Source organism: Sphingobacterium sp. JUb56 (assembly GCF_014191365.1).
Lineage (GTDB): Bacteria > Bacteroidota > Bacteroidia > Sphingobacteriales > Sphingobacteriaceae > Sphingobacterium > Sphingobacterium anhuiense.
On sequence record NZ_JACHWL010000001.1, the window covers coordinates 135,336 to 157,312 of the forward strand.

Annotated in this window: 18 protein-coding genes; 5 read left to right on the forward strand and 13 right to left on the reverse strand. The window is 37.9% G+C overall.

Annotated elements, in window-relative coordinates:
• Positions 1 to 20: 20 nt before the first annotated feature.
• From FHR29_RS00530 to FHR29_RS00560, 7 genes are all read right to left on the reverse strand, one after another.
• Positions 21 to 248, reverse strand: a complete 228-nt coding sequence (locus tag FHR29_RS00530) for a heavy-metal-associated domain-containing protein (protein ID WP_132770411.1) — start codon at positions 246 to 248, stop codon at positions 21 to 23.
• Positions 249 to 445: 197 nt separating this feature from the next.
• Positions 446 to 1,516 carry a flavin reductase family protein gene (locus FHR29_RS00535; protein ID WP_183911797.1) on the reverse strand — a complete coding sequence of 357 codons (1,071 nt, stop codon included), beginning with the start codon at positions 1,514 to 1,516 and terminating at the stop codon, positions 446 to 448.
• A 13-nt stretch (positions 1,517 to 1,529) separates the two neighbouring features.
• The gene (locus FHR29_RS00540) at positions 1,530 to 2,957 is read right to left on the reverse strand and encodes an MFS transporter (protein ID WP_183911798.1); all 1,428 of its coding nucleotides are present in this window, start codon (positions 2,955 to 2,957) and stop codon (positions 1,530 to 1,532) included.
• A gap of 25 nt (positions 2,958 to 2,982) precedes the next feature.
• Positions 2,983 to 4,332 carry a TolC family protein gene (locus tag FHR29_RS00545; RefSeq protein ID WP_168127322.1) on the reverse strand — a complete coding sequence of 450 codons (1,350 nt, stop codon included), beginning with the start codon at positions 4,330 to 4,332 and terminating at the stop codon, positions 2,983 to 2,985.
• Between the two features lie 212 nt (positions 4,333 to 4,544).
• Entirely contained in the window at positions 4,545 to 7,646 is a 3,102-nt protein-coding gene (locus FHR29_RS00550; RefSeq protein WP_132841832.1) for an efflux RND transporter permease subunit, read from the reverse strand.
• Between the two features lie 21 nt (positions 7,647 to 7,667).
• A complete protein-coding gene (locus FHR29_RS00555) occupies positions 7,668 to 8,738 on the reverse strand; it encodes an efflux RND transporter periplasmic adaptor subunit (RefSeq protein WP_183911799.1) in 1,071 nt (356 codons plus the stop codon).
• Positions 8,739 to 9,001: 263 nt separating this feature from the next.
• Positions 9,002 to 9,586: an AraC family transcriptional regulator gene (locus FHR29_RS00560; RefSeq protein ID WP_021191689.1), complete on the reverse strand. Its 585-nt coding sequence runs from the start codon at positions 9,584 to 9,586 to the stop codon at positions 9,002 to 9,004.
• 224 nt (positions 9,587 to 9,810) lie between these two features.
• Between FHR29_RS00560 and FHR29_RS00565 the strand changes: the two genes are divergently transcribed.
• Entirely contained in the window at positions 9,811 to 10,077 is a 267-nt protein-coding gene (locus FHR29_RS00565; RefSeq protein WP_132841837.1) for a transposase, read from the forward strand.
• Positions 10,078 to 10,225: 148 nt separating this feature from the next.
• Here FHR29_RS00565 and FHR29_RS00570 read toward each other — a convergent pair whose 3' ends face one another.
• From FHR29_RS00570 to FHR29_RS00590, 5 genes are all read right to left on the reverse strand, one after another.
• A complete protein-coding gene (locus FHR29_RS00570) occupies positions 10,226 to 10,471 on the reverse strand; it encodes a heavy-metal-associated domain-containing protein (RefSeq protein ID WP_132841838.1) in 246 nt (81 codons plus the stop codon).
• A 221-nt stretch (positions 10,472 to 10,692) separates the two neighbouring features.
• Positions 10,693 to 11,073, reverse strand: a complete 381-nt coding sequence (locus tag FHR29_RS00575; RefSeq protein WP_183911800.1) for a hypothetical protein — start codon at positions 11,071 to 11,073, stop codon at positions 10,693 to 10,695.
• Positions 11,074 to 11,117: 44 nt separating this feature from the next.
• Positions 11,118 to 13,532, reverse strand: coding sequence for a heavy metal translocating P-type ATPase (locus FHR29_RS00580; protein ID WP_183911801.1), 2,415 nt, complete (start codon positions 13,530 to 13,532; stop codon positions 11,118 to 11,120).
• A gap of 85 nt (positions 13,533 to 13,617) precedes the next feature.
• Positions 13,618 to 14,181 (reverse strand): AraC family transcriptional regulator, encoded by a 564-nt coding sequence (locus FHR29_RS00585; RefSeq protein WP_132770396.1) that lies wholly within the window; start codon positions 14,179 to 14,181, stop codon positions 13,618 to 13,620.
• Positions 14,182 to 14,423: 242 nt separating this feature from the next.
• Positions 14,424 to 15,212, reverse strand: a complete 789-nt coding sequence (locus tag FHR29_RS00590) for a helix-turn-helix domain-containing protein (protein ID WP_183911802.1) — start codon at positions 15,210 to 15,212, stop codon at positions 14,424 to 14,426.
• Positions 15,213 to 15,287: 75 nt separating this feature from the next.
• Between FHR29_RS00590 and FHR29_RS00595 the strand changes: the two genes are divergently transcribed.
• The 4 genes from FHR29_RS00595 to atpB all read left to right on the forward strand — a co-directional run bounded on the left by FHR29_RS00595 (position 15,288) and on the right by atpB (position 19,527).
• On the forward strand, positions 15,288 to 16,442 hold the full coding sequence (locus FHR29_RS00595) for a 2-isopropylmalate synthase (RefSeq protein ID WP_183911803.1): 1,155 nt from the start codon (positions 15,288 to 15,290) through the stop codon (positions 16,440 to 16,442).
• A 159-nt stretch (positions 16,443 to 16,601) separates the two neighbouring features.
• The gene (locus tag FHR29_RS00600; protein ID WP_132770391.1) at positions 16,602 to 17,162 is read left to right on the forward strand and encodes a Crp/Fnr family transcriptional regulator; all 561 of its coding nucleotides are present in this window, start codon (positions 16,602 to 16,604) and stop codon (positions 17,160 to 17,162) included.
• Positions 17,163 to 17,415: 253 nt separating this feature from the next.
• The gene (locus FHR29_RS00605) at positions 17,416 to 18,396 is read left to right on the forward strand and encodes a deoxyhypusine synthase family protein (RefSeq protein WP_183911804.1); all 981 of its coding nucleotides are present in this window, start codon (positions 17,416 to 17,418) and stop codon (positions 18,394 to 18,396) included.
• A gap of 69 nt (positions 18,397 to 18,465) precedes the next feature.
• The gene (gene atpB / locus FHR29_RS00610; protein WP_183911805.1) at positions 18,466 to 19,527 is read left to right on the forward strand and encodes a F0F1 ATP synthase subunit A; all 1,062 of its coding nucleotides are present in this window, start codon (positions 18,466 to 18,468) and stop codon (positions 19,525 to 19,527) included.
• Positions 19,528 to 19,632: 105 nt separating this feature from the next.
• Here the strand turns inward: atpB and FHR29_RS00615 are convergent, their stop codons facing one another.
• Positions 19,633 to 21,918, reverse strand: a complete 2,286-nt coding sequence (locus FHR29_RS00615) for a TonB-dependent receptor (RefSeq protein WP_183911806.1) — start codon at positions 21,916 to 21,918, stop codon at positions 19,633 to 19,635.
• Positions 21,919 to 21,977 lie beyond the last annotated feature (59 nt).

The following is a 21,977-nucleotide window of genomic DNA, read 5'->3' on the forward strand; positions in this document are numbered from 1 at the left end:
AGAATCTGTTTAATTCTTTTTTAAGATTTTAAAGGTTCGATTTTAAAACCTGATTTCTCTACGATTTCGATAACTTCCTGTTCCGATATCCCATCTGTCTTAACTGTAAGTACTTTATCTCTACTGGCAACGTCTACTTCCCAATGGTTAATACCCGTTTTATCAGTTAGAAAAGGAGTTACTTTGGTTACACAGCCACTGCAGTTAATATTGGTCTTGAATTGAAAATTTTGATTATTGCTATCCATTTTATTTTATTTTTTAGCGTTTGTTTATAGTACAAATTTCAGTAAAAAAATACGGTGGCACTTTACGTTATTTGCTATTTGATTTGTAATATTTACTGATTATAGTCATGCTATTGATTATGCTGTTTTTATTATCGTGTCATGTGTAATCTTACTCTCAATAGTATCCCGGATAGTGTTTAGACGGCTTCATACTATTATGCGATGACAATGGAAACAGACTGATCTAAAGGATAGCTCTGGCAAAGTAGAATTTTACCTTCAGTGACTTCTTCATCCGAGAGGGCATAATTGTTTACCATTTTGATCTTGCCATTTTCTTGGATTGCCCAGCATGAACCGCAGGTGCCTTTTTTACATGAACTGGGCACCTGAATGGCATGGGCACTAATGGCTTCTAAAAGGGATTGTCCTGGTTGTACATCGATGAGAGAAGTACACTCGTAGGTCTGTTCTTCATTGTCTCTGTAATGAGTCTCAAAGTAGCTGACCAGTATTTCTCTGTGCTCTTCGTTCTCGATAACGATGATCTTATCGGTTATGACCGGATCAAAATATTCGGTATGGATATTTGATTCGGGAATCTGTAAAGCGCGCAGTGTCTCACGATACAACTGCATCAGTTCTACTGGACCACATATGAAGTAATGAGCTTTCATTTTTTGCTTAATATACTGTCCGATCAAGCTTTTAATGATCGGTTGAGAAAATCGACCGGAGATACTGTTAATGCCTTTAATCTCTTTATTAAGACGCGTAAATGAATGAAAAATACGCAACTGCTTGTTCTTTTCCATTTCTTCCAGTTGGAATTTGAATATGGTATCCTCCGGGCTGCTGGTAGAATATAGCAACAGAGGGGGACAAGCTGTTTTAATAAGACTTTTTAGCATAGAGAACAAGGGTGATATTCCACTTCCACCTGCAAGAAAAACAAGTTCTGAATCAGGGATAATATGTTTCTTCAAGATAAAGTTGCCTATAGGTGCATCGATATCCCACTCGCTAATATTTTTTGCATTGTCCACTAGATAATTGCTCATTTTTCCACCAGCAACTCGTTTAACTGTAATGGACGGGAATTTATCGGCAGGTGCGGAGCTAAAGGAATAGGATCTCTGTAGGGGTTCTCCGTTAACAATACAGGAAATATTAAGATACTGACCAGGCTGATATTCAATCGTATCCTGGTCAGTACTGAAAAATATGGTTACAGCATCTTTGGTCTCCTGTATAACCTGATGCGTGGTCCATTTATATTTTTTCATATGGTTTTAACGTTTACTTTTTAAGTGTCTTAATGAAAATTACAGCCATGACTGCTGCAATGAGACATATGATGGAAGCTGCAAAAAAACCGGTTTGAAAACCTGTGTTCAAAGCAGTAGCTTCTGTGGCTCCTGTTGCTTTTATAGTATTGGTTTTTGCTGCGGAAATGGCAACTATTATAGCCAGTCCTAGAGCTGAACCGATTTGATAGCTGGTGTTTACCAGACCGGAAGCAAGGCCGGTTTCCTCAGGTTTGGCACCCGACATCGAAGCGATAGTGCCAGGTATATACGTTAGTGACATACCTAAAGCGCCTAATAAAGATGCTGGCAATACATTGATTATAAATGTACCATCAGGAGGGATTGTGCTAAAAAGAAGGAGTGAACCTGCCAAGGCAAGCAGGCCCGCTATCATGTTTGCTTTGAAGCCAAATCGAGCGACTAATTTACCTGTAAGACCGACCATCAAAAACATGATTGCAACTGTCATCGGTAAAAGAGCAAGTCCACTATTGAAAGCTGTGTAATGCAGGGTTTGCTGCAGGTAAAGATTGAGGAAAAACCATAAGGGTATCCATGCTGCCGCTAATAATGCCATCACCACGTTACCTGATAAAAGATTAGGGACTTTAAAAATAGCAAGGGGAATTAAAGGCTCCCTTTTCTGTTTCTGTATGATAATGAAAATAATGAACAGCAACAATGATAAGCCCAGTAATCCAATGGTTTGGACTGATATCCAACCGGCATTTTCTGCTGATATAATCGCATATACCATCACAATAAGGGCTACCGTTGCTAAAATTGCGCCGACGATATCTACTTTTCCTTTACGGGTAGTTCCTTTGAACAGTAGTTTTTGACTGAAGAATAATACAGCAAGTCCTACTGGAATATTAATTAAGAATAACCAATGCCACGAGAGCCATTCAGTAATGGCTCCACCAAGGAATACACCGGCTGAACCACCTGCAGCAGCAGAAGCCCCCCAGAAACCTAATGCTTTATTGAGTTCTTTGGGATCGGTAAATTTGGACAGTACTAAGGTAAGTGCTGCAGGGGCTATAAGTGCAGAGCCTAAGCCCTGTAAAGCTCTTCCGGTATTGAGGGCGGCCTCTGACCAGGCCACACCCGCTAAAAGTGACGCTCCTGAGAGAATGGCAAACCCCCACATGAAAATCTTACGTGCGCCAAAGAGATCGGATAAACGTCCTCCTAGCAATAAGAAACCTCCAAATAGAATTACATAGGCATTAAAAATCCATTGTAAGCCACTTTGTGAGTAGCCAAGATCGGCTTTTATTGCCGGTAATGCCACGCCAATAATAGAAGTGTCCATGATCACAATAAATTGTGCGGTACATAGTAAAAATAGTGCTGCCCAGCGTTTACTGTACGGAGCAGTTGGATTTATGGTACCTGTTTTATTTTTATTCATTTTTTATTTAATTAATGGTAAGTAATTATAGGCTTAGCTGCCCAACAGCATGTTTTAATTTTACATGTAGAACCTGTATCTTATATATCGCATTGAGGTTGTTGATCTTTGCTTGTGTCAATGCCAGTTCAGCATCTGTCAACTCAAGTCTTGACCCCAGACTGTTTTTGAAACGGTCATCTACCATCTGATGGTTTAATGTGGCAGACTGCACCGTTTTTTCTTGGATGTTTAATTGGTTAACTGCTTCCTTCCACTGACTGATCAACGTTGCAAGCTCGGTTTTAACTTCATCTTTTAAATCGCTTAATCGTATTTCTTCCTGTCTCATTTTGATTTTGGACTGGTTGATTTTGGACTTGGTACGGTTGCCATTGAAAACAGGTACTGTAAGCTGGAGCCCTAAGAAGGATGTTCTGGGTAATGCATATTGACCAAACTTAAAATTATCCGCTTGTGCCTGCAGCTGATACTGACCGATTAGAGAAAGCTGTGGCAATAGCTCCGCTTGGATCACCTTCATATTTTTCTGTTGCAGTTCTATGGTAAGTTCTTGAATATTGAGATCTTTTCTGTTTTTTTCGGCAATAGCCAATGCGGCATCAACTTGATGAAACTCATGCTGACTTGTTTCGATGTTCAGTTCTAGATTGTCAGATAGCTCAATTTCTGCAGGATCTTCTAGTCCGATCAGTCTTTTGAGTTCAATGCCTGCTACCGTTACATTGTTTTTTAAGTAAGAAACGGATGATTTCAAATTTGCGACAGCAACGAAGCTTCTTAATGTATCTGATTTTAAACCTCTGCCCTGGGCTAATAATGAACGGGAATCTTGCAGTGCTTTTTTATTTCTCTGAAGACTTTGTTCTAGTAGATCAAGCTGACTGTTCATCATCAACATATCAAGATAACGTGTAGAGACCAAAAGGGCAATCTGGCTTTTGAGGTCAGCTGTTTTTTCATTTTGAATCGATTCATTAATCTTTGAAGCTTTTGTCAGATGATGCGTACCAGGTGCAAGAATGGGCTGGTTGAGGGTAGCAAAAACATGATAGACATTTTTACCACCGATAGCCACATCTTGTACTGCTTTATCAGTACCTGCAAATGAACCCGGGAGGAAGATAACCTGTCTGTCAAAATAGCGCGAGTATGCAGCATTAGCCGAGATACTTGGAAGTAATCCACCTTTGACTTCATTGGTTATTTCTCGGGCATGGATTTCTTCCAATATTTGCACCTGTATTGCTTTATTTCCCTGTTTTGCCATTTCCAAAGCATCTTTGAGTGCCAGCATTTTTTTCTGGGCATGCAATGGTTTACTGCTACCAATGAGTAGCAGTAGGGTAACGATATATAGGATATTTGTTTTCATTGAATTATAATTTGTGGTGATGTTCACTTGTTACGGTATACATGCTTTTCCTTTATTTTTTGCTAAGCAAATCGCTGCTTATTGCGGAGGAAATGAAACCATCATGAGCATATTTTTTCCCTTTTAGATTTATTTGTAACCCTATTCAAGATTTTTCGATCGCTTCATCGTTTTTTTTGTGTGGGTATGCTCATGATCTGTTTCAGTTTAACTTAATGTTGTATTTCGATAGCGCGCTCTTCAGTTGGTTCCTCAACAACAGCTTTTGGAGTTTTCTTACTTGATAAATACGAGTAAACTGCCGGAATGATAAATAGGGTGAGGATACCTGAAAAGACAAGTCCTCCGGCAATCACGATTCCTAATGACTGGCGGCTATTGGCTGTCAGTGCAATGGGTAATGCACCAAATATCATGGCAAGAGACGTCATAAGGATCGGTCTAAAACGCTGCTCTGCAGCTTGAATCGCAGCATCGTATTTCGAAAGGCCTGTTTCCTTGAGGTGGTTGGCAAATTCAACGATCAGAATTCCGTTCTTAGTAATCAGTCCTACTAATGTAATAATCCCGATCTGGCTAAATACATTTAAACTCTGCTCATACCAGTAAAGACTAAGCACTGCTCCAGCAATTGCCATGGGTACGGTAAGCATAATGGTAAGTGGATCGCGCATGCTTCCAAATTGTGCTGCCAGAATCATATAAATAAGTACGAGTGCCAGGATGAGCGTAAAGGTGATATTGCCTTGACTTTCGGTATAATCTCTGGACTGACCGGCAAGTGAACTTTTGAATGTTTCGCCCAGTACTTCTTTTTTTATTTTTTCGATTTCCTGTATACCTTCTGCGAGACTTACTCCTGGCGCTGTTGCCGCAGATACAGTTGCTGATGTATACTGATCATAGCGATAAATGGCCGCCGGACTAACGGCTTCTTCCATTGTTATCAGGTTATTAAGTGGAATCATCTGTCCTGAAGTTGAACGGACATAAATCGTATTCAGGTCGCTTTTATCATTTCTGTACTGGCGGTCTAATTGTCCGATCACTTCGTACTGACGGTCGTTACGTAAGAAATATCCGTAACGCTGTCCTGAGAACGAGAGTTGTAAGGTATGGGCTATTTCTTCGATGGATACGCCCATCATAGAAGCTTTTGCACGATCGATATTTACTTTCACCTCAGGTTTGTTGATCTTAAGATCAGCGTCAATGAATAGCAGTTTTTTACTTTGGCGTGCAGCAGCCAGGAATTTTGGAAGCACGGTAGTCAGACTATCTAAGTTCGGAGCCTGAAGAACATATTGAATAGGCATACCACCACCATAACGGGTTCCGATTGTTGGAGGTAAATAAGGGAAGAGCAGAAAGCCTCTAAATTTACCCGCAGCTGCTCCATATTGGTTATATAGATCCTGAATGCTGGATTTTCTTTCCTTTGGATCTTTAAGATAGATACTCTGCACGGCTACGTTGACCGGTGCTGGGGCCGGAATGAATGAAATAGCGACCATGGAGTAGGTTTGGTACAATCCGTCGGTCGAGTCATTTACATACTTTCCAACTTCGGTCATATGCTTTTTCATATAATCAAAAGAGACACCTTCAGGAGCTATAGCGATGAGGTTCATGTTGGAACGATCTTCTACAGGTGCTAGTTCTGAAGGAAGTTGCTTACCTATAGCATAAATAAGCAGGGTAGTGCCAGCTAAGAAGACCCAAGCTAACCATCGAACGCGCATAAATGCAATCAGTAAATAGGCGTAGCCATTGTTTAGACTAACGAAAAAGGGTTCGGTGACACGATAGAACCAACTCGGTTTTTCTTTTTTCTTCAAAAAGTATGCACTTAGCATAGGGGTCAGTGTAAGCGCTACAAATGCTGAAACCAATACTGATCCTGATACGACAATGGCAAATTCTTTGAAAAGTTGTCCACTGATACCACCCATAAAAATAATGGGTAAAAATACGGCTGCTAACGTAATTGTCGTGGAAATAACCGCAAAATAAATCTCTCTTGTACCTTTAAATGCCGCCTGAATAGGGGACATACCCTCTTCAATTTTTTTATAGATATTTTCTAACACGACAATTGCATCATCTACGACCAGTCCAATGGCAAGTACCAATCCAAGAAGTGTCAAGATATTGATCGTGAAACCGGCAATATACATAATGAAAAATCCGGAAAGAATGGATACCGGAATGGCAAGAACGGGAATAATAGTAGATCTCCAGTCTCTCAGGAATAGAAAGATAATCAAGACCACGAGTCCGAATGCTATGAATAACGTTTCTTCGACCTCTTTAATGGATTCGCGTACGGAGCGCGTATAGTCGAACCCTACGATCAAGCGATATTCTGAAGGAACTTCTTTTCTTAATTGATCTAACCTTCTGTAAAACTCATCGACTACTTCTATGGCATTTGCTCCACGTTGTATCTGAATAGCAACACCGACACCGATACGGTTCAGATTTCCTGTTTCGTTGATGATGGCTGTACGTTCATTCTCTTCTCCTAATTCGGCTGATCCAATATCTTTTAATCTTATGATGGTATTGTCAACTTGCTTAATGAGCATTTCTTCAAAATCTTTTACAGAAGTTAGGCGTCCCATCGTCCGGATGCTAAGCTCACTGTTGTTTCCTTCGATTCGACCTGCCGGCAAGTCAATATTCTCGCGGAGTAATGCTTGTCTTATATCGGCAGGAGTAAGTTGATATGCCGCAAGTTTTGCTGGTTCAAAGCGCAATCGCATAGCATACTTATGCTCGCCTACGATGGCTACATTATTAATACCAGGGATAGACTGCATTCTATCTTTGATAGTCGTAGAAGCAAGGTGACTTACTTCTTTTATATTTTTGGTGTCGCTTTCCACTTCCAGGAATGCCACCAGATTGTCTGGTGATGATGCCTTTTGTACGATTGGTGGATCGACATCGCTCGGGAGCTGTTTACGAGATTTGGAGACTTTGTCTCTAACATCGTTCAGCGCATCCTCAATGTCAATTTCCCGATTAAATTCGATTGAAATAACACTTACCTGTTCTCGCGATTCGGATGATATGGTCCGTATGCCACTTGATTCGGCAATGGATTCTTCCATCGGTCTGGTCAGTTTAGATGCAATTACATCTGGACTTGCACCAGGATAGAAGGTAATGACCGTAATGACGGGTGGTTCTGTTAACGGGAATTCGCGGATACCTAATTGTTTCCATCCTATTATTCCTAATATGACGATAAGGAGAGAAAATACCCCGGCCAAGACGGGTTTTTTTATACTTAAATCTGATATACTCATGAAGCTAAGATTTGAAATTAATTAATTTGACAGGACAGCTTTTACGGGAGTACCGTCTCCTAAGCGCAGCATATTGGAAACAATGATGCTGTCGTTTGGCATGATACCAGACGTTATGATTGCGTCCTTTTCTGTTCTGTTACTTACGGTGACTGCCATCGGTTTTGCAACCCCATTTTTGATCACAAAAACAGCATAGCCTTTTTCACCTGGTGCTAAAGCCTCAGTTGGAACTGTTATTCCTTTTGCACCTTGATTATTTACTTGGAAGTACACTTTAGCCGATAGACCTGCACGGAATTGTCCGTCAGCATTATTTGTTATTGCTTGTACTTGTAAGCTTCTGCTTTGTGCTTCAAGCCCTGGTTCTGTAGCTGCTATTGTAGCGAAATATTCGGTATCGGATAATTCGGATGTAAACTTAATTTTGCTTCCTGTCTTTATCAATGGTAAGTATTTTTCTGGGACAGAGAAGTTGATCTTAATAGCGCTTTGATCCTGTAAGGTCACGAGTGTCTCTCCGGGAGATACATAGGCTCCGAGATGTACTTTTGAAATACCAATTTTCCCGGAGAATGGCGCCCGGATTATGGTCTTTTCTAAATCTACTCGAAGCAGCTGTTCTTGTGCGTTTAAAGATTCGAATCGCATAACGGCCTCATCATATTCTTGCGGTTTTACGGTTTCGGTTTTTAATAGATTGCCAAGTCTTTCTTTATTCAGTTTAGCGAGATTCAATTCGGCACCTACTTGTTTTAAACGGGATCTGATATCGGCATCATTGAGTTTGTAAAGTACGGTTCCTTGACTGATATAACTACCGTCTTTAAAAGATACCTGAGTAATCTTCTGAGGGAGCTCGCCAACTATGGAAACTTCTCGATAAGGCATCATGGTGCCGACGACGGCTTCTTTTTGATCGAGTTGCTCTTCCTGTGCGATGATGATATCTACGGGTAATTTACTGGCATCTGCGGATGGTGTTGGTGCTTTTTCTGACGTTTTTTCTTGTTTATTTTCACAAGAAATAAGTAAGATGCTGAGTATGGGAATTAAAATTCCTAATCTTTGTATTGTGTATTTGTATAACATGTTTTGATGTTTTATTTTTAACAATCGATTAAATTTCATTGCCAAAATTAGATACAAATGCGACCGTACTTTTACAGAATTACAGATAAGAGTTATGATATTTATTTTGATGTTTTATATCGTTTTTTGCTGAATGGCGTGAGTGGAATCGCTTAACATCTTGGCAAAAAATAGGAACTCCTGTTCATATATAAACAGGAGTTCGAATAAATATTTGAATTAATTAATGCGGTTTTATACCGCTAATTTTCTTTAGCAGTTTTCTAAACTTGGTTTTTATTTTTTGATTGCTCTTCTATAATTGCTAGTTTATTGCGTTTCATTCTTTTATAATGGGAAGATGTAAAACCTGTGTATTTCTTCAACTGGTTTGACAGGTGTGCAGGACTACTGTACCCTAGACTATAGGCAATTTCAGATAAGGAGAGTTGTGTATAAAATAACAGTTCTTTTACTTTCTCTATTTTCCTTGAGATAATGAATTTTTCAAGTGTCCATCCTTCTGAGGATGAGAATAGTGCACTTAATGAATCATAATCTTTACGTAATTCGTCGCGGATAAGTGTTGAGAATTTAATGCGTTCGCCAGTGTCTAATTGTTTTTGAATGCCTTTTTCTACAGCGCTTTTAATCTGCGAGATGAGTCTCTGATCTTTGTTATATAGTAAATCAAAACCATACTTCTGCAACATGGTTTTGATAACTTGCTCTTCAAGGATTTTATCCCTTACTTTTAGAATTACTTCACCTAAGCGTATGTCGGAAATCTCCAGACCAAGCTTTGGTAATTCTTCTGACAGAATGTATATGCACCTATCGCACACCATTCCTTTGATTAATAGTTTCATGGATAAAATAAATGTTTAATATTGATTGTGTTATGTGATCAAAATTGCGTTTTTATCAGTAATAAAATATTACGTTATTTCTTGTTTATTTTATGAAATTTTAAGAATCATGAAAATAATCGACAAATTTATTAGCATTAAAAATTACAAACTAAACAAGTAAAAGCAGCAATAATTTACTATCAATCATGCAGATTTTTGTATGAAGTAAAAACGCGAAAAAAATGAAAAATAGACAAAATACGGAAGATCAAATTTTAAATGTGCTTAAAGATTATGAATCAGGAAAAAGTGGTTCGGAGCTGTTTGCTAAATATGGTGTATCAGGGACAAATATTTTTGAACTGAAGAAAAAATATAAGGACTTAGGGACAGATATCTTGAAAGAGTTTATAGATCTACATGACGAAAATTATAGGTTGAAAACGATGTATGCTGATTTAAGTTTGCAATATCGTAAACTGAAAGATGTATTAAAAGAGGATTTCTAAATGAAATATCCGATAAGTAGTATCTGTCGGGAAAAAGTGTTCAATAAAGTGGGTGTAAACAGGGTGTTATTATTAATCAGCTATAATCTAAACATAATTTCAGGGATACTTTATTGTGTTTTAAGGTATCCCTGAGATTTAAAATCTTTTAATTGCCACAACAACCTGTTGCGCAACTTGAGTCTTGTGTGATGTTATCAGCGACTTTATAACCAGCTTTTTCAATCGTTTCAATTACCTCCTTTTTTTCATTGTCATCTTCATAGTTGATGAACAACTTGCCACTTTCAATTTTTTCGATTGTAATGCCTGCGATACCTTGCACAGCACTGTTCACTCTTGTTTGGCAATGAGCACTCTGCATGTCTGGTATACTCAATTCTACTTTTTTCATTTTTAACTAATTTTGATATAGCAAATTACCGGATAGTTATTGAATCCTATATTACACTTTTTCCTATTTGATTTGCGATATTTACTGATGGAATGGTGTATTGTGTCGAAGTCGAGACTGTTCTATATAGTTGATGAAGGTAGTTCAATAGAAAAGGCGGCCCTTAATGATGGAACCGCCAATTTAAATATTGTGCTTTTTATTTAAAGTCGAAATTATAGTTACTGTTTTTTTGCAATAGGTGTGTAGTCGGGAAGATTAGTTACTCTTATCGTATCGATCCCTTCCAAAGACCATGTAATGGGAAGCATGGTCATATAGCCGCATTTCGGACATTGGTCTCCTTCTATACCGATCATCTCCTTATGTGATGGACAACCTGTAATAAAATTACCATTTTTATCAAGTGCGTGACCGAGTTCATTTTCGTACTTGTTTACTCTTTTTGTTGCCCCATTATTCTGAGCAACCTCCGTATGATTGTGGGTATCTCCATCTTGATGATCATGTCCTTTTTTTGCACTTGTGTTATCGCTAGCACAAGCTGATAAAAATGCAATTGCCGAGGTCAGTATCGCTATTATAAATTTGTTTATTTTCATATTGATTACGATTAATAGTTTATAATCTTCTAGCTCTTATTGGGTTATTTTTTCCATTTTAACCGCAAGCTATTGCTTACCACACTTACACTGCTTAGGGCCATTGCTGCTCCAGCAAACATGGGATTGAGCAAGAAACCATTGATCGGGAAAAGAATTCCTGCAGCAATGGGAATGCCGATAAGATTATAGATAAATGCCCAGAACAGGTTTTGCTTAATTGTTGCTACAGTCTGTTTAGAAAGACGTATAGCCTGTGAGATTTTTGACAAGTCGGATGAAATAATAGTCATTTTGGCGACATCCATTGCTATATCACTTCCCTTACCCATGGCAATACTGACATCTGCCGTAGCTAGTGCGGTACTGTCATTAATACCATCGCCTACCATTGCTACTGTTTTACCTTCTTTTTGTAGTTTTTTTACAAAATCAGCTTTATGTTGCGGTAGTACTTCGGCCTTGTAGTTCGCTATGCCCGTCTGCTGCGCAATGGCTTTTGCGGTAGCTTCATTATCACCTGTAAGCATATACAATTCGATGCCCATCCGTTGCAATTGCTTAATGGCCTCAATAGATGTTTCTTTTATCTTGTCTGAGATTGCGAGTACGGCCAATGCTTGATGACTGTCTGCAAACCAGATAACTGTTTTTGATTGTTCACTCCATTTATCAGCTTGCAGCTGTAGTTCATCTGTAATACTGATATTGTTTTCCAGGAGTAATTTTCTATTACCTGCCCAATAATTTTCATTATTGTAACCTGCTTTTGCACCTTTGCCTGTTATACTTTCAAATGTGCTGAGTGAAACGGGAGCTGTACCTGCCATATGTTTAACGACTGATTCAGCTAAAGGGTGTTCAGACTGTTTTTCTAAACTGAATAAAATCTGCTTTACTGTTTCATCCTCATTTAACCATTTGATACCGGTAACCTGTGGTTTTCCTTCAGTGATGGTTCCAGTTTTATCTAAAACAATCGCATTTACTTTTTTTGCTAATTCAAGACTTTCAGCATCTTTAATCAAAATTCCATTTTCTGCTCCCTTACCAACACCGACCATAATTGCGGTAGGTGTAGCTAATCCCAAAGCACATGGACATGCAATCACTAATACTGTTACTGCAGCCAGAAGACCCTGTACTAAACCGCTTTCGCCACCTAATACAATCCATAACACAAAAGTGATAAGCGCAATGCCAATAACTACGGGAACGAAGATACCTGCGATTTTATCGACAAGTTTTTGTACAGGAGCTTTGCTTCCTTGTGCATCCTGAACCATTCTGATGATTTGAGCAAGCATTGTTTCCTTACCAACTTTGACCGCGGTAAATTGGAAACTTCCCTTCTGATTGATGGTTCCTGCAAATACTTTCTCATTTTCGATTTTCAACACAGGAACAGGTTCTCCACTTAGCATGCTTTCATCCACATACGAATTACCTGATTTTACTATACCGTCTACAGCAATTTTTTCTCCCGGCTTTACTAATATAACATCGCCTGCATTTACATCTTCTATTGCTGTTTGTTTCTCAGTACCGTCAGATTGTATTACCATCACTGTTTTAGGTTGTAATCCCATCAGTTTTTTTATAGCCGACGAGGTGTTTCCTTTCGCTTTTTCTTCAAGTAGTTTTCCTAAGAGAATAAATGCGATAACCACGGCAGCGGCTTCAAAGTAAACGTGTGCGTGCAATCCTCTTGCATGCCAGAAATCGGGTGCAATCATATTGAATACACTGAATATATAGGCTATACCTGTGCTTAAGGCTACTAGGGTGTCCATATTGGCCGAACGGTGTTTTGCTTGTTTCCATGCATTGATATAAAAATCTTTACCTAACCATAGGACAACTGGTGTGGCAAAAAACCACATGATTTCATTGCCATAGGGCATATCCATAAAAAACATACCGATAGTCACTACAGGAAGTGAAAGTAGGATTGCCCAAATAGTTTTATTTTTTAGTGTACGGAATTTCTTTTCATGTATTGCCTCTAACGTCTCCTGTTCTTTGGCTTCGTCTTCAATGAGTAAATCGAATCCGATGGACTGCACTGCTTTTTGGAGCGCTAATGGGTTGGTCATATTGGGAAGGTACTCTACGGACAGTCTTGCTGTAGCAAAATTGACAGCTGCATTGACGACGCCGTCAGCATATTTAACACCGCTTTCTGCACTGATGGCACAAGACGCACAGGTCATATTAAGGACAGGAAAGGATTGTTTTACAGTAGTAACGCCATAACCTAAATCCTGGATGGCTTTAACAGCCGCCGTCACGGTATCGGTATCATTGACCGTTATCGTTGCACGGCGATTGTTTAGCTCTACTTTGTGGCTTTCAATACCTTTAACCTGTGCTAATCCTTTATCAACAATCAAAGCACAATGTTCGCTGTCTACATCTTCTAAAGGAAGGAATATTGGTTGCCTATTATTCGTTGCCATATTTTGTATCTTTTATTTTATGATACAAAGTTGAGAACAATTAAGGTTTTGGGTATTGCACTTTAATGGAAAAGAGTTGTAAGATTTACACCTCGTCCAACGGTGTTCTTTTGTCTTCTTTGATCTGCTTGAACTGACTTGGTGTAAGCCCTGTTACTTTTTTGAACTGGTTGCTTAAGTATGCAACACTGGAATAGTTAAGGCTGTCAGCAATTTCGCTTAAAGACAATTCGTCGTATCCTAACAGTTCTTTGACTTTTTCAATCTTTTGGGCAATAAAGTATTTTTCGATCGTCGTGCTTTCAACTTCTGAGAATAGGTTTGAAAGATAATTATAATCATGTTGTAACTTATTGCTCAAAATATCGGATAGGTTATTTTTTGTTTCACTGTCTTGGTAATGTACCAACTCAATAATAACGTTTTTGATACCCTCAATGATTTGACTTTTTTTATCGTCAATGACTTCAAATCCTCTTGCTAATAGATTTTCATTCAGCATTTTAATTTGATCGTCCGATAATTCTTGCTTCAAAGCCACTTTTCCAAGGGTCACATTTTCTGTCTGAATGTCAAGTTTTTTTAATTCACTCTGTACCACCATGATACAGCGGTCGCATACCATGTTTTTTATATATAGTGTTGCCATATCTTTTCTTTATATGCTAAAATAATGTATGAAATCGAACAGGTAAATGTACAATTAATATTTATAGGTCATCAATTTTTTAAATATTTGACGCTATTCCTAATTGCATATGCTTGTTGTTTATAAAGGATTAATGGGTATCATACTGCGACCCCTAATCGACATATGCATTGTTCGTTAAACTTCCTCTTTGATAAGAATCGGGTAGGGGTATTCTGTCTTTCTAGGATAAGTTTTTAGAGTTAGAGGAAGGTTTGCCGATATTTCTGAGGGCTGATTCCTATTAATTCTTTGAATAGGTTTGAAAAAGTCGGAATACTGTCGTAACCGATTCTGTAAACAATTTCACTAATATGCAGTGATTGATCTTCTAATAATTCTAATGCGAGCTGCATACGGCTTAATTTTATAAACTGAAAAATGGTTATATCTGTTTCTTTTTTAAATTGTCTTGACAATGTCCGCTCGGGAATATTTACGTGTTTGGATAAGGATGTTATTGTAATCTGTTCACTGATTGATTGCGTAATATATTCAACAACTTTTAGGAGTGACTCGGATTTTGGTGGTTGTGCATGAAGTTTTAGGGGGCTGACTAATATATATGATAACATTTTTTTTAAAGACGCTAACCCAACTTCTTTCAGTTCTTTATCGGACCAATGTTGTACGCCAAAGGCTAGCAGATTATCCAATAAGTTTGATGGAGAGAAAATAGCGATATTTCCCCAATGTGCAATAGGATACTGTTCCTTATTCAAATCAAGAAAGATCGTCTTGAGTTTTAAATTGGGCGATCTTGATATTAATTTATGTTTGACTTGTGCGTCAACATAAGCGTAGTGGCGGGCAGGAATACAAAAACTTCCCTTTTCTGAGTAGAGATATACGGCGCTCATTTCGGGGGAGATCAGCTGTGCTTTTTCATGATCATGTATCTCGGTATTAAATTGACCAAAATACCGGATCTCAATATTTCCATCTTCAATAACTTTTGTACAATCTAGTGTTGATATATAAGCTTTTGGCATAATTAGATAAGTATTGCTCTATTTTCAAATATAACAAAATAAAATCTGTCTTTATTTTTGGGAAAAAGAAATAGAATGAATAAGAAAAAAATAGATATTTTCGATACAACTCTTCGCGATGGCGAGCAGGGACCTGGGTGCTTGCTGACTCTTCAATCAAAACTGGAAATAGCCGAACAGCTTGAATTTCTCGGTGTTGATATTATAGAAGCCGGTTTCCCTGTGAGTTCTCCTGCAGATTTTAAGGCCGTACAGGAAGTTTCAAAATTAATTAAAAATGCTAAAGTGTGCGCATTGGCAAGAGCTCGTGAACTGGATATTGACATTGCGGTTGATGCCCTCAAAAATGCAGTGTGCCCTCGTGTGCAACTTGGTATCGGGACTTCGGATATTCATATTAAAAATAAATTTAATAGTACCAGAGATGAAATTTTAGCCGTAGCATTTAAAATGGTGCGGTATGCGTCCAAAAAAATTGAAGAGGTGCAATTTTTTGCTGAGGATGCTGGTAGAGCTGATAATTTATTCTTAGCAAAAATGGTTGAAAATGTAATTGATGCGGGAGCAAAGGTTGTTAATTTACCAGATACAAATGGTTTTTGCACACCATTTGAATATTATGAAAAGATAAAATTTGTGATTGACACTGTTCCGAATATTCATAAAGCTAAAATCTCTGTCCATTGCCATAATGATCTGGGAATGGCGACTGCAAATACGATCGCAGGTCTGCTAGCTGGCGCTAGCCAAGCGGAAGGGACTGTGAATGGTGTTGGTGAAAGAGCTGGAAATGCCGCGTTGGAGGAAATCATTATGACGCTTATGATCAAAGATCTGCCTGTGTATACGACTGTGAATCCGATCTATATTAGTAAGTTGAGTAAAATGGTCGAAAGGGCTATGTCGAATGCTGTTCAGGCGAATAAGGCTATTGTTGGGAGAAATGCATTTGCGCATTCTTCGGGAATTCATCAAGACGGTGTACTCAAGGACAGAAGCAATTATGAAATAATCGATCCTGCGATGATCGGTTTCGAGTTACCAGATCTTATACTGACAGCCCGAAGTGGTAGAGCTGCATTGAAAAATAGGATGCAAACGCTAGATATACAATTTGTAGAAAAGGAATTTGAGCTATATTATGACTGTTTTTTGCGGTTAGCGGATACTAAATCTATTGTAACTGATATTGATCTCGTGGATTTATGTTATGATATTAATAAGGGATAAGCTGACGTGTTGAATTTCCTGACTCTTTATAGCATAAGATAGGATCATTTTTTAACATATGTAAAATTTATAATCAATGCTTTTGGTCAATTTTGTACTCCGCATGATAGGTTGATTACAATAGATGTATAAAATTGAATTGATTATAAATGAGTAAGTATGGATCTTAAGAAGATATTAGTGGAAATTTATCCATTGCCTGAAGAATCGATTTCGAAGTTGTTGCTATTAATTCGAGAAGTTCATTTTCCAAAGGGGCATATTATTATTAAAGCTAATAAAATCGAAAAGTCGATCTATTTTATCAAAAAGGGAATTGTTCGAGCTTATGCTGAGCATGAAGGTTTACAACGTACTTTTTGGTTCGGTGAGGAAGGTGAAACTATTCTTTCCATGAAAAGCTATGCTGAAAATGAAAGGAGTTATGAATTTATAGAATTAATGGAACCTTGTCAACTTTATGAACTTGAGATAAAAGCAGTAAAACATTTATTTAACGAAGATATTTACATTTCTAATTGGGGTCGAAAACTTGCTGAAAAGGAATTGATAAAAGTTGAAAATAAATTGATATCCCGGGAGATACAATCTGCAAAAGAAAGGTATGAGTTGTTGGTGAGTAAAAATCCGAGTTTATTGCGTAGGATACAATTGAAATATTTGGCCTCTTACCTGGGGATAACACAAGTTACGCTAAGTAGGATCAGAAAAAAAAGTTAGGGCAATATTATTATAACGCATTTAATAATGAACGTTTTATTTGCTGCAAGGAGTAATTATAAAAGGGTTTTCATCCAATTGGCTGAAAGCCCTTTTGTTATTTTAGTTCGGAGGTATGGTACTGCTGGATTCATTAAGAAAGAACTGATTTGTATGTAGGCATTATTTAACATATGTAAATTTTTATCTGTTTTTGATTTATCAATTTTACACCCATATTAAATATGATTTGCTAAATAAACAAAATTCAGATATGGAAAAAACGATAGGATCGATTAGACAGTTTCTTGAAGCTAATTTTTTACATTTTAATGCGGCGAGTCTGGTTGACGCAGCGAAAGGTTATGAAGCTCATTTGGAGCAGGGGGGTAAAATGTTGGTTTCATTAGCCGGAGCAATGAGTACTGCTGAGCTGGGAATTTCATTGGCAGAAATGATTCGACAGGATAAAATCGCGATCATAAGCTGTACGGGTGCTAACCTCGAGGAAGATATTATGAATTTGGTTGCCCACTCGCATTATAAAAGAATTCCGAATTATAGGGACTTAACTCCTCAAGATGAGTTAGATCTTCTTAACAGTAAATATAACCGCGTGACGGATACTTGTATACCGGAAGAGGAGGCATTCCGGAAAATACAGGTTCATATTGAGAAAATCTGGAAAGATGCTGAGCAAGCTGGTGAAAGATTTTTTCCGCATGAGTATATGTATAAACTTTTATTAAGTGGTGTTCTTAAGGATGTATATGAAATTGATCCTAAAAACTCCTGGATGCTTGCCGCAGCGGAAAAGAATCTACCGATTGTGGTCCCAGGATGGGAGGATTCGACTATGGGAAATATCTTTGCTTCCTATGTTATAAAAAATGAATTAAAAGCATCAACGGTTAAGAGCGGTATTGAATATATGGTCTGGTTAGCTGACTACTATGCGAAGCATGCTATTGATCAAGGTATCGGTTTCTTTCAAATCGGAGGTGGAATTGCGGGCGACTTTGCGATGTGTGTAGCGCCAATGCTGGAGCAGGATCTTGAAATGGAAAATATTAAAAAGTGGCGATATTATTGTCAGATCACAGATTCAACTACTTCGTTTGGTTCGTATTCCGGATGTACCCCGAATGAAAAAATAACCTGGGGTAAACTGGACGTGGATACTCCTAGCTATGTTATTGAGTCCGATGCAACAATAGTTGCTCCTTTGATCTTTGCCTATCTTTTAAATCGATAAAATACTCCTTCATTATGGTGTGCGTCTCGTGATGCACACCATAAATCTAAAATTCTTAATAATTGAATAATGCATGATATCAAAAATCTGAAATGGTTCTGTTTGTTTCTTTTCACACTGTTCGTTTCTGTGTCAAAGGGGAATGCTTCGGATGCAAAGAATTCTCAAAAGGAAAATATAGATCGCTTCATACAGCACCATCTGGAGGATGACTATTATTTTTCGTTATTTAAAGACGAAGAGAATAGCCTCACTTATGGATTTCCTTTGCCAGTGATATTAATAGATGAGGGTATTAACATATTTTCATCATCTAGGTTTATCCATACGGATGGTCCTGTCCAGATCGAGGATAAGTTTTATCGTATAGATCATAATAAAATTTATCGAACTGATGAGAATGGGGATAAGCTAGTTGAAGCTAATAAATTTGTAAAACCGATCGATTTGTCTATTACAAAAAATGTTGTTGGTTTGATTTTGACTGCTGGTTTAATGTTTTTTATGTTTATAGCATTGGCAAGATCATACCGGAAAAATAAGTTGCCACAGGGATTTGGACGAGTGTTAGAGCCTCTTATTATCTATGTGCGCGATGAAATGGCTAAGCCTAATATCGGCTCTAGATATCAGGAGTTTTTACCTTATCTTCTTTCTGTTTTCTTTTTAATATGGATTTTAAATCTGATTGGGTTAACTCCTTTAGGTTTTAATGTTACTGGAAATATTACGGTGACATTATGTTTGGCTTTATTTACTTTAATCATTACCAATATGAAGGCATCTAGGAGTTATTGGAAGCATATTTTCTGGATGCCAGGTGTTCCAATTCCTTTTCGTATCGCATTGATGCCGATTGAGGTTATCGGAATTTTTACCAAAGCTTTCTCATTAATGATTCGACTGTTCGCCAATAATGTAGCTGGTCACACTGTTATTATGGGGCTTATTGCAATTATTTACTTATTGAATAATCAATTGACATTGGGGGGAAGTATTGCTGTTTCACTTTTACTGACGTCCTTTTTGTTTATTATCAAGTTATTGGCGGCATTTTTACAGGCTTATATCTTTACAATGCTTTCCTCTCTTTTTATTGGACTGGCGGTGCAAGAGGATGAGCATCATTAATTCTTGACGGGTGCTAACTTCAGCTTAGGCATATTTTTTTTCCTAACAACTTCGTACCGCTCATAACAAAGGAGCGGTATGAAGTTGTTTTTAGTATGGACAGGTTTACATCAGTCCAAATTTCAATCCGATAAAAAAAGTTCTTGGTCGACCAGGACCATAAATATAATTACTGTCTCTATTTTTACCGATATCAAAATCTTTCTGATATTGATTGAACATATTCTGAATACCAATATTGAATTGAAGATCTTGCTTAATTTGTTTTAAGGTAAATCGATAGGATAATTTGATGTTATTTTCTAAAAATGTGGGTGAGGTGTTCAGGACATCCTGATCAATGCCTGGGGCACCTGCAAAATGAGGTACTTTCATCGGACCAGTCAAAACTCCTGATAAAACGGCATTGAAGCGATTCTGGGGCCAAAAACTGAGTGTATAATAACCGTAAAGATCGGGCGAACGCAGATATTTTCTTGTTCCTGAAATAGTTGAAGACCAAGATACGGCTTCATCATAGGTTGATTTTTGGAATGTTAAACCCGTCTCAAGCTGTATTTTCTGATCATAATTGAATCTTCCTTCAGCTGTGATTCCTCTTACGGATGAGCTGGATCCATTTTTTCGTAAGAGTTGCTGATTGTTATTTTGATCGGTACCGATTTCTTCTAAAACAAAAGTATTATACAGCCGTGTGAAAAAGCCATCTACCGTGAAACCGTAGATAAAATGTTCGCTTGCTTTATTGAAATCTAATGAAACGTTAAAGCTATTGGATGTTTCTGCGATCAGGTTGTCATCTATTCTAATGACGGAAACTCCACCTCCGGCAAAAGCCATATGCATGTCGGTTTCTAATGCTTGCGGTGCTTTAAACCCTCTCGCATAGGATGTGCGAAGCTGGGTTTCACTACCCAATTTATATAATGCACTTAACCTAGGGGTCAGTACAAGTTTATCTATACGATTGGATTTATCTAACCGTAGTCCTGATAGAACGGTTAATTTTCGGGTTACTTCCCAGTCACTTTGTAAAAAAGCACCCAATAGATTGACATGCTGATCAATAAGATAATCATATGCCTTAATTTCATCGAAAGTGTATTCATATTGATTTTCAATTCCGGTGGTAAAGGTGTTTTTTCCATTCAGAAAATCAGAGCTGATGTAATTGTATTGGACTCCGCTTTGAATGGAGTGATTTTTTGTATGCCCCCAGGCATCGATTTGATCTATGCCTGTATAATGTGTTCTTTTTGTATTTTGAGCAGCGCCATAAACGCTAAATGAGCTTTCTTTATCTTTTGCCTGATGTTCATAATTGAAACCTCCTACTAAGATATTATGTAACCGATATTCGGACTGGTCGGCTTTGTCGGCTTGCAGATCCAATTTATTTCCACCTTTTCTTTCTTCGTTGATACTCCAACCATTTATTTCTAGTTTATCCTGAGGAGATAACTTAAAAAATGAATTGAAACCAAAGGAGTTGTTTTGTAACATAGGCATTTCGGAAAAACCATCGCCATTTGCATCGTAAGAATTACGGTTGCGGTGAGATGCAAAGAAAGAAACTCCCGCATTTTGCTCTTCATTGACTGCTGTTAGATTGGCATTGAAAAAATGATCCCAGGTTTTGTTTCCCATTAATGAACTGTTATTTGAAAGTGTAAAGGAGCTTTTTTGGGCTTGCTTGGTCAGAATATTGACTGTTCCGGCTATAGCTGATGAACCATATAAGACTGATCCGCCCCCCCTGACAATTTCAACACGATCAATCATGTTGGCAGGTATCTGTTCTAATCCATATAAACTCATCAATGAACTAAATACGGGCCGACTATTAATTAAAACCTGTGAATAAGAACCTCCTAATCCATTCATCCGCAATTGAGAATAATTGCAGGTCTGACAGTCTGTTTCCATACGTAAACCGGGCTGAAAACATAATCCGTCGGCTAAGGTGTTGGATTGTGTAATATTGAATGTTCTACTATCTAGGATATTGACTGCTACAGGACTTTCAGACCTTTTGCGCGCCGTGCGGGTACCGGTTACGACGACACTATTTAAGCGATTGCTGATCGAGGTCAATGCTACATCTCTTACTTGAAGTTTTGTATCTGCTATTGTTAACGTTAAAAGCTTTGTCGCAAAACCAATGAAACTTACTTTGATCTGATGCGAACCTACAGGGATATTTTGCAATTCATAATTTCCTGTGCTGTCTGCTTTTGTGGCAAGACCTAATAGGGGAATGCTTACTGTGGCCCATTCAATAGGTTCTCCTTCGCTATCTGTTATTTTACCTTTTAGACGTGCAGTTTGGGCAGAAAGAGTCAAACTCATCAAAATGAGGACTCCTGTTATTAAAAAAATGTTAATGTTCATTATGTAAATATTATTTGTTAGTCATGCAAATCTATAAAGTTTGTATGAACTAACAAATT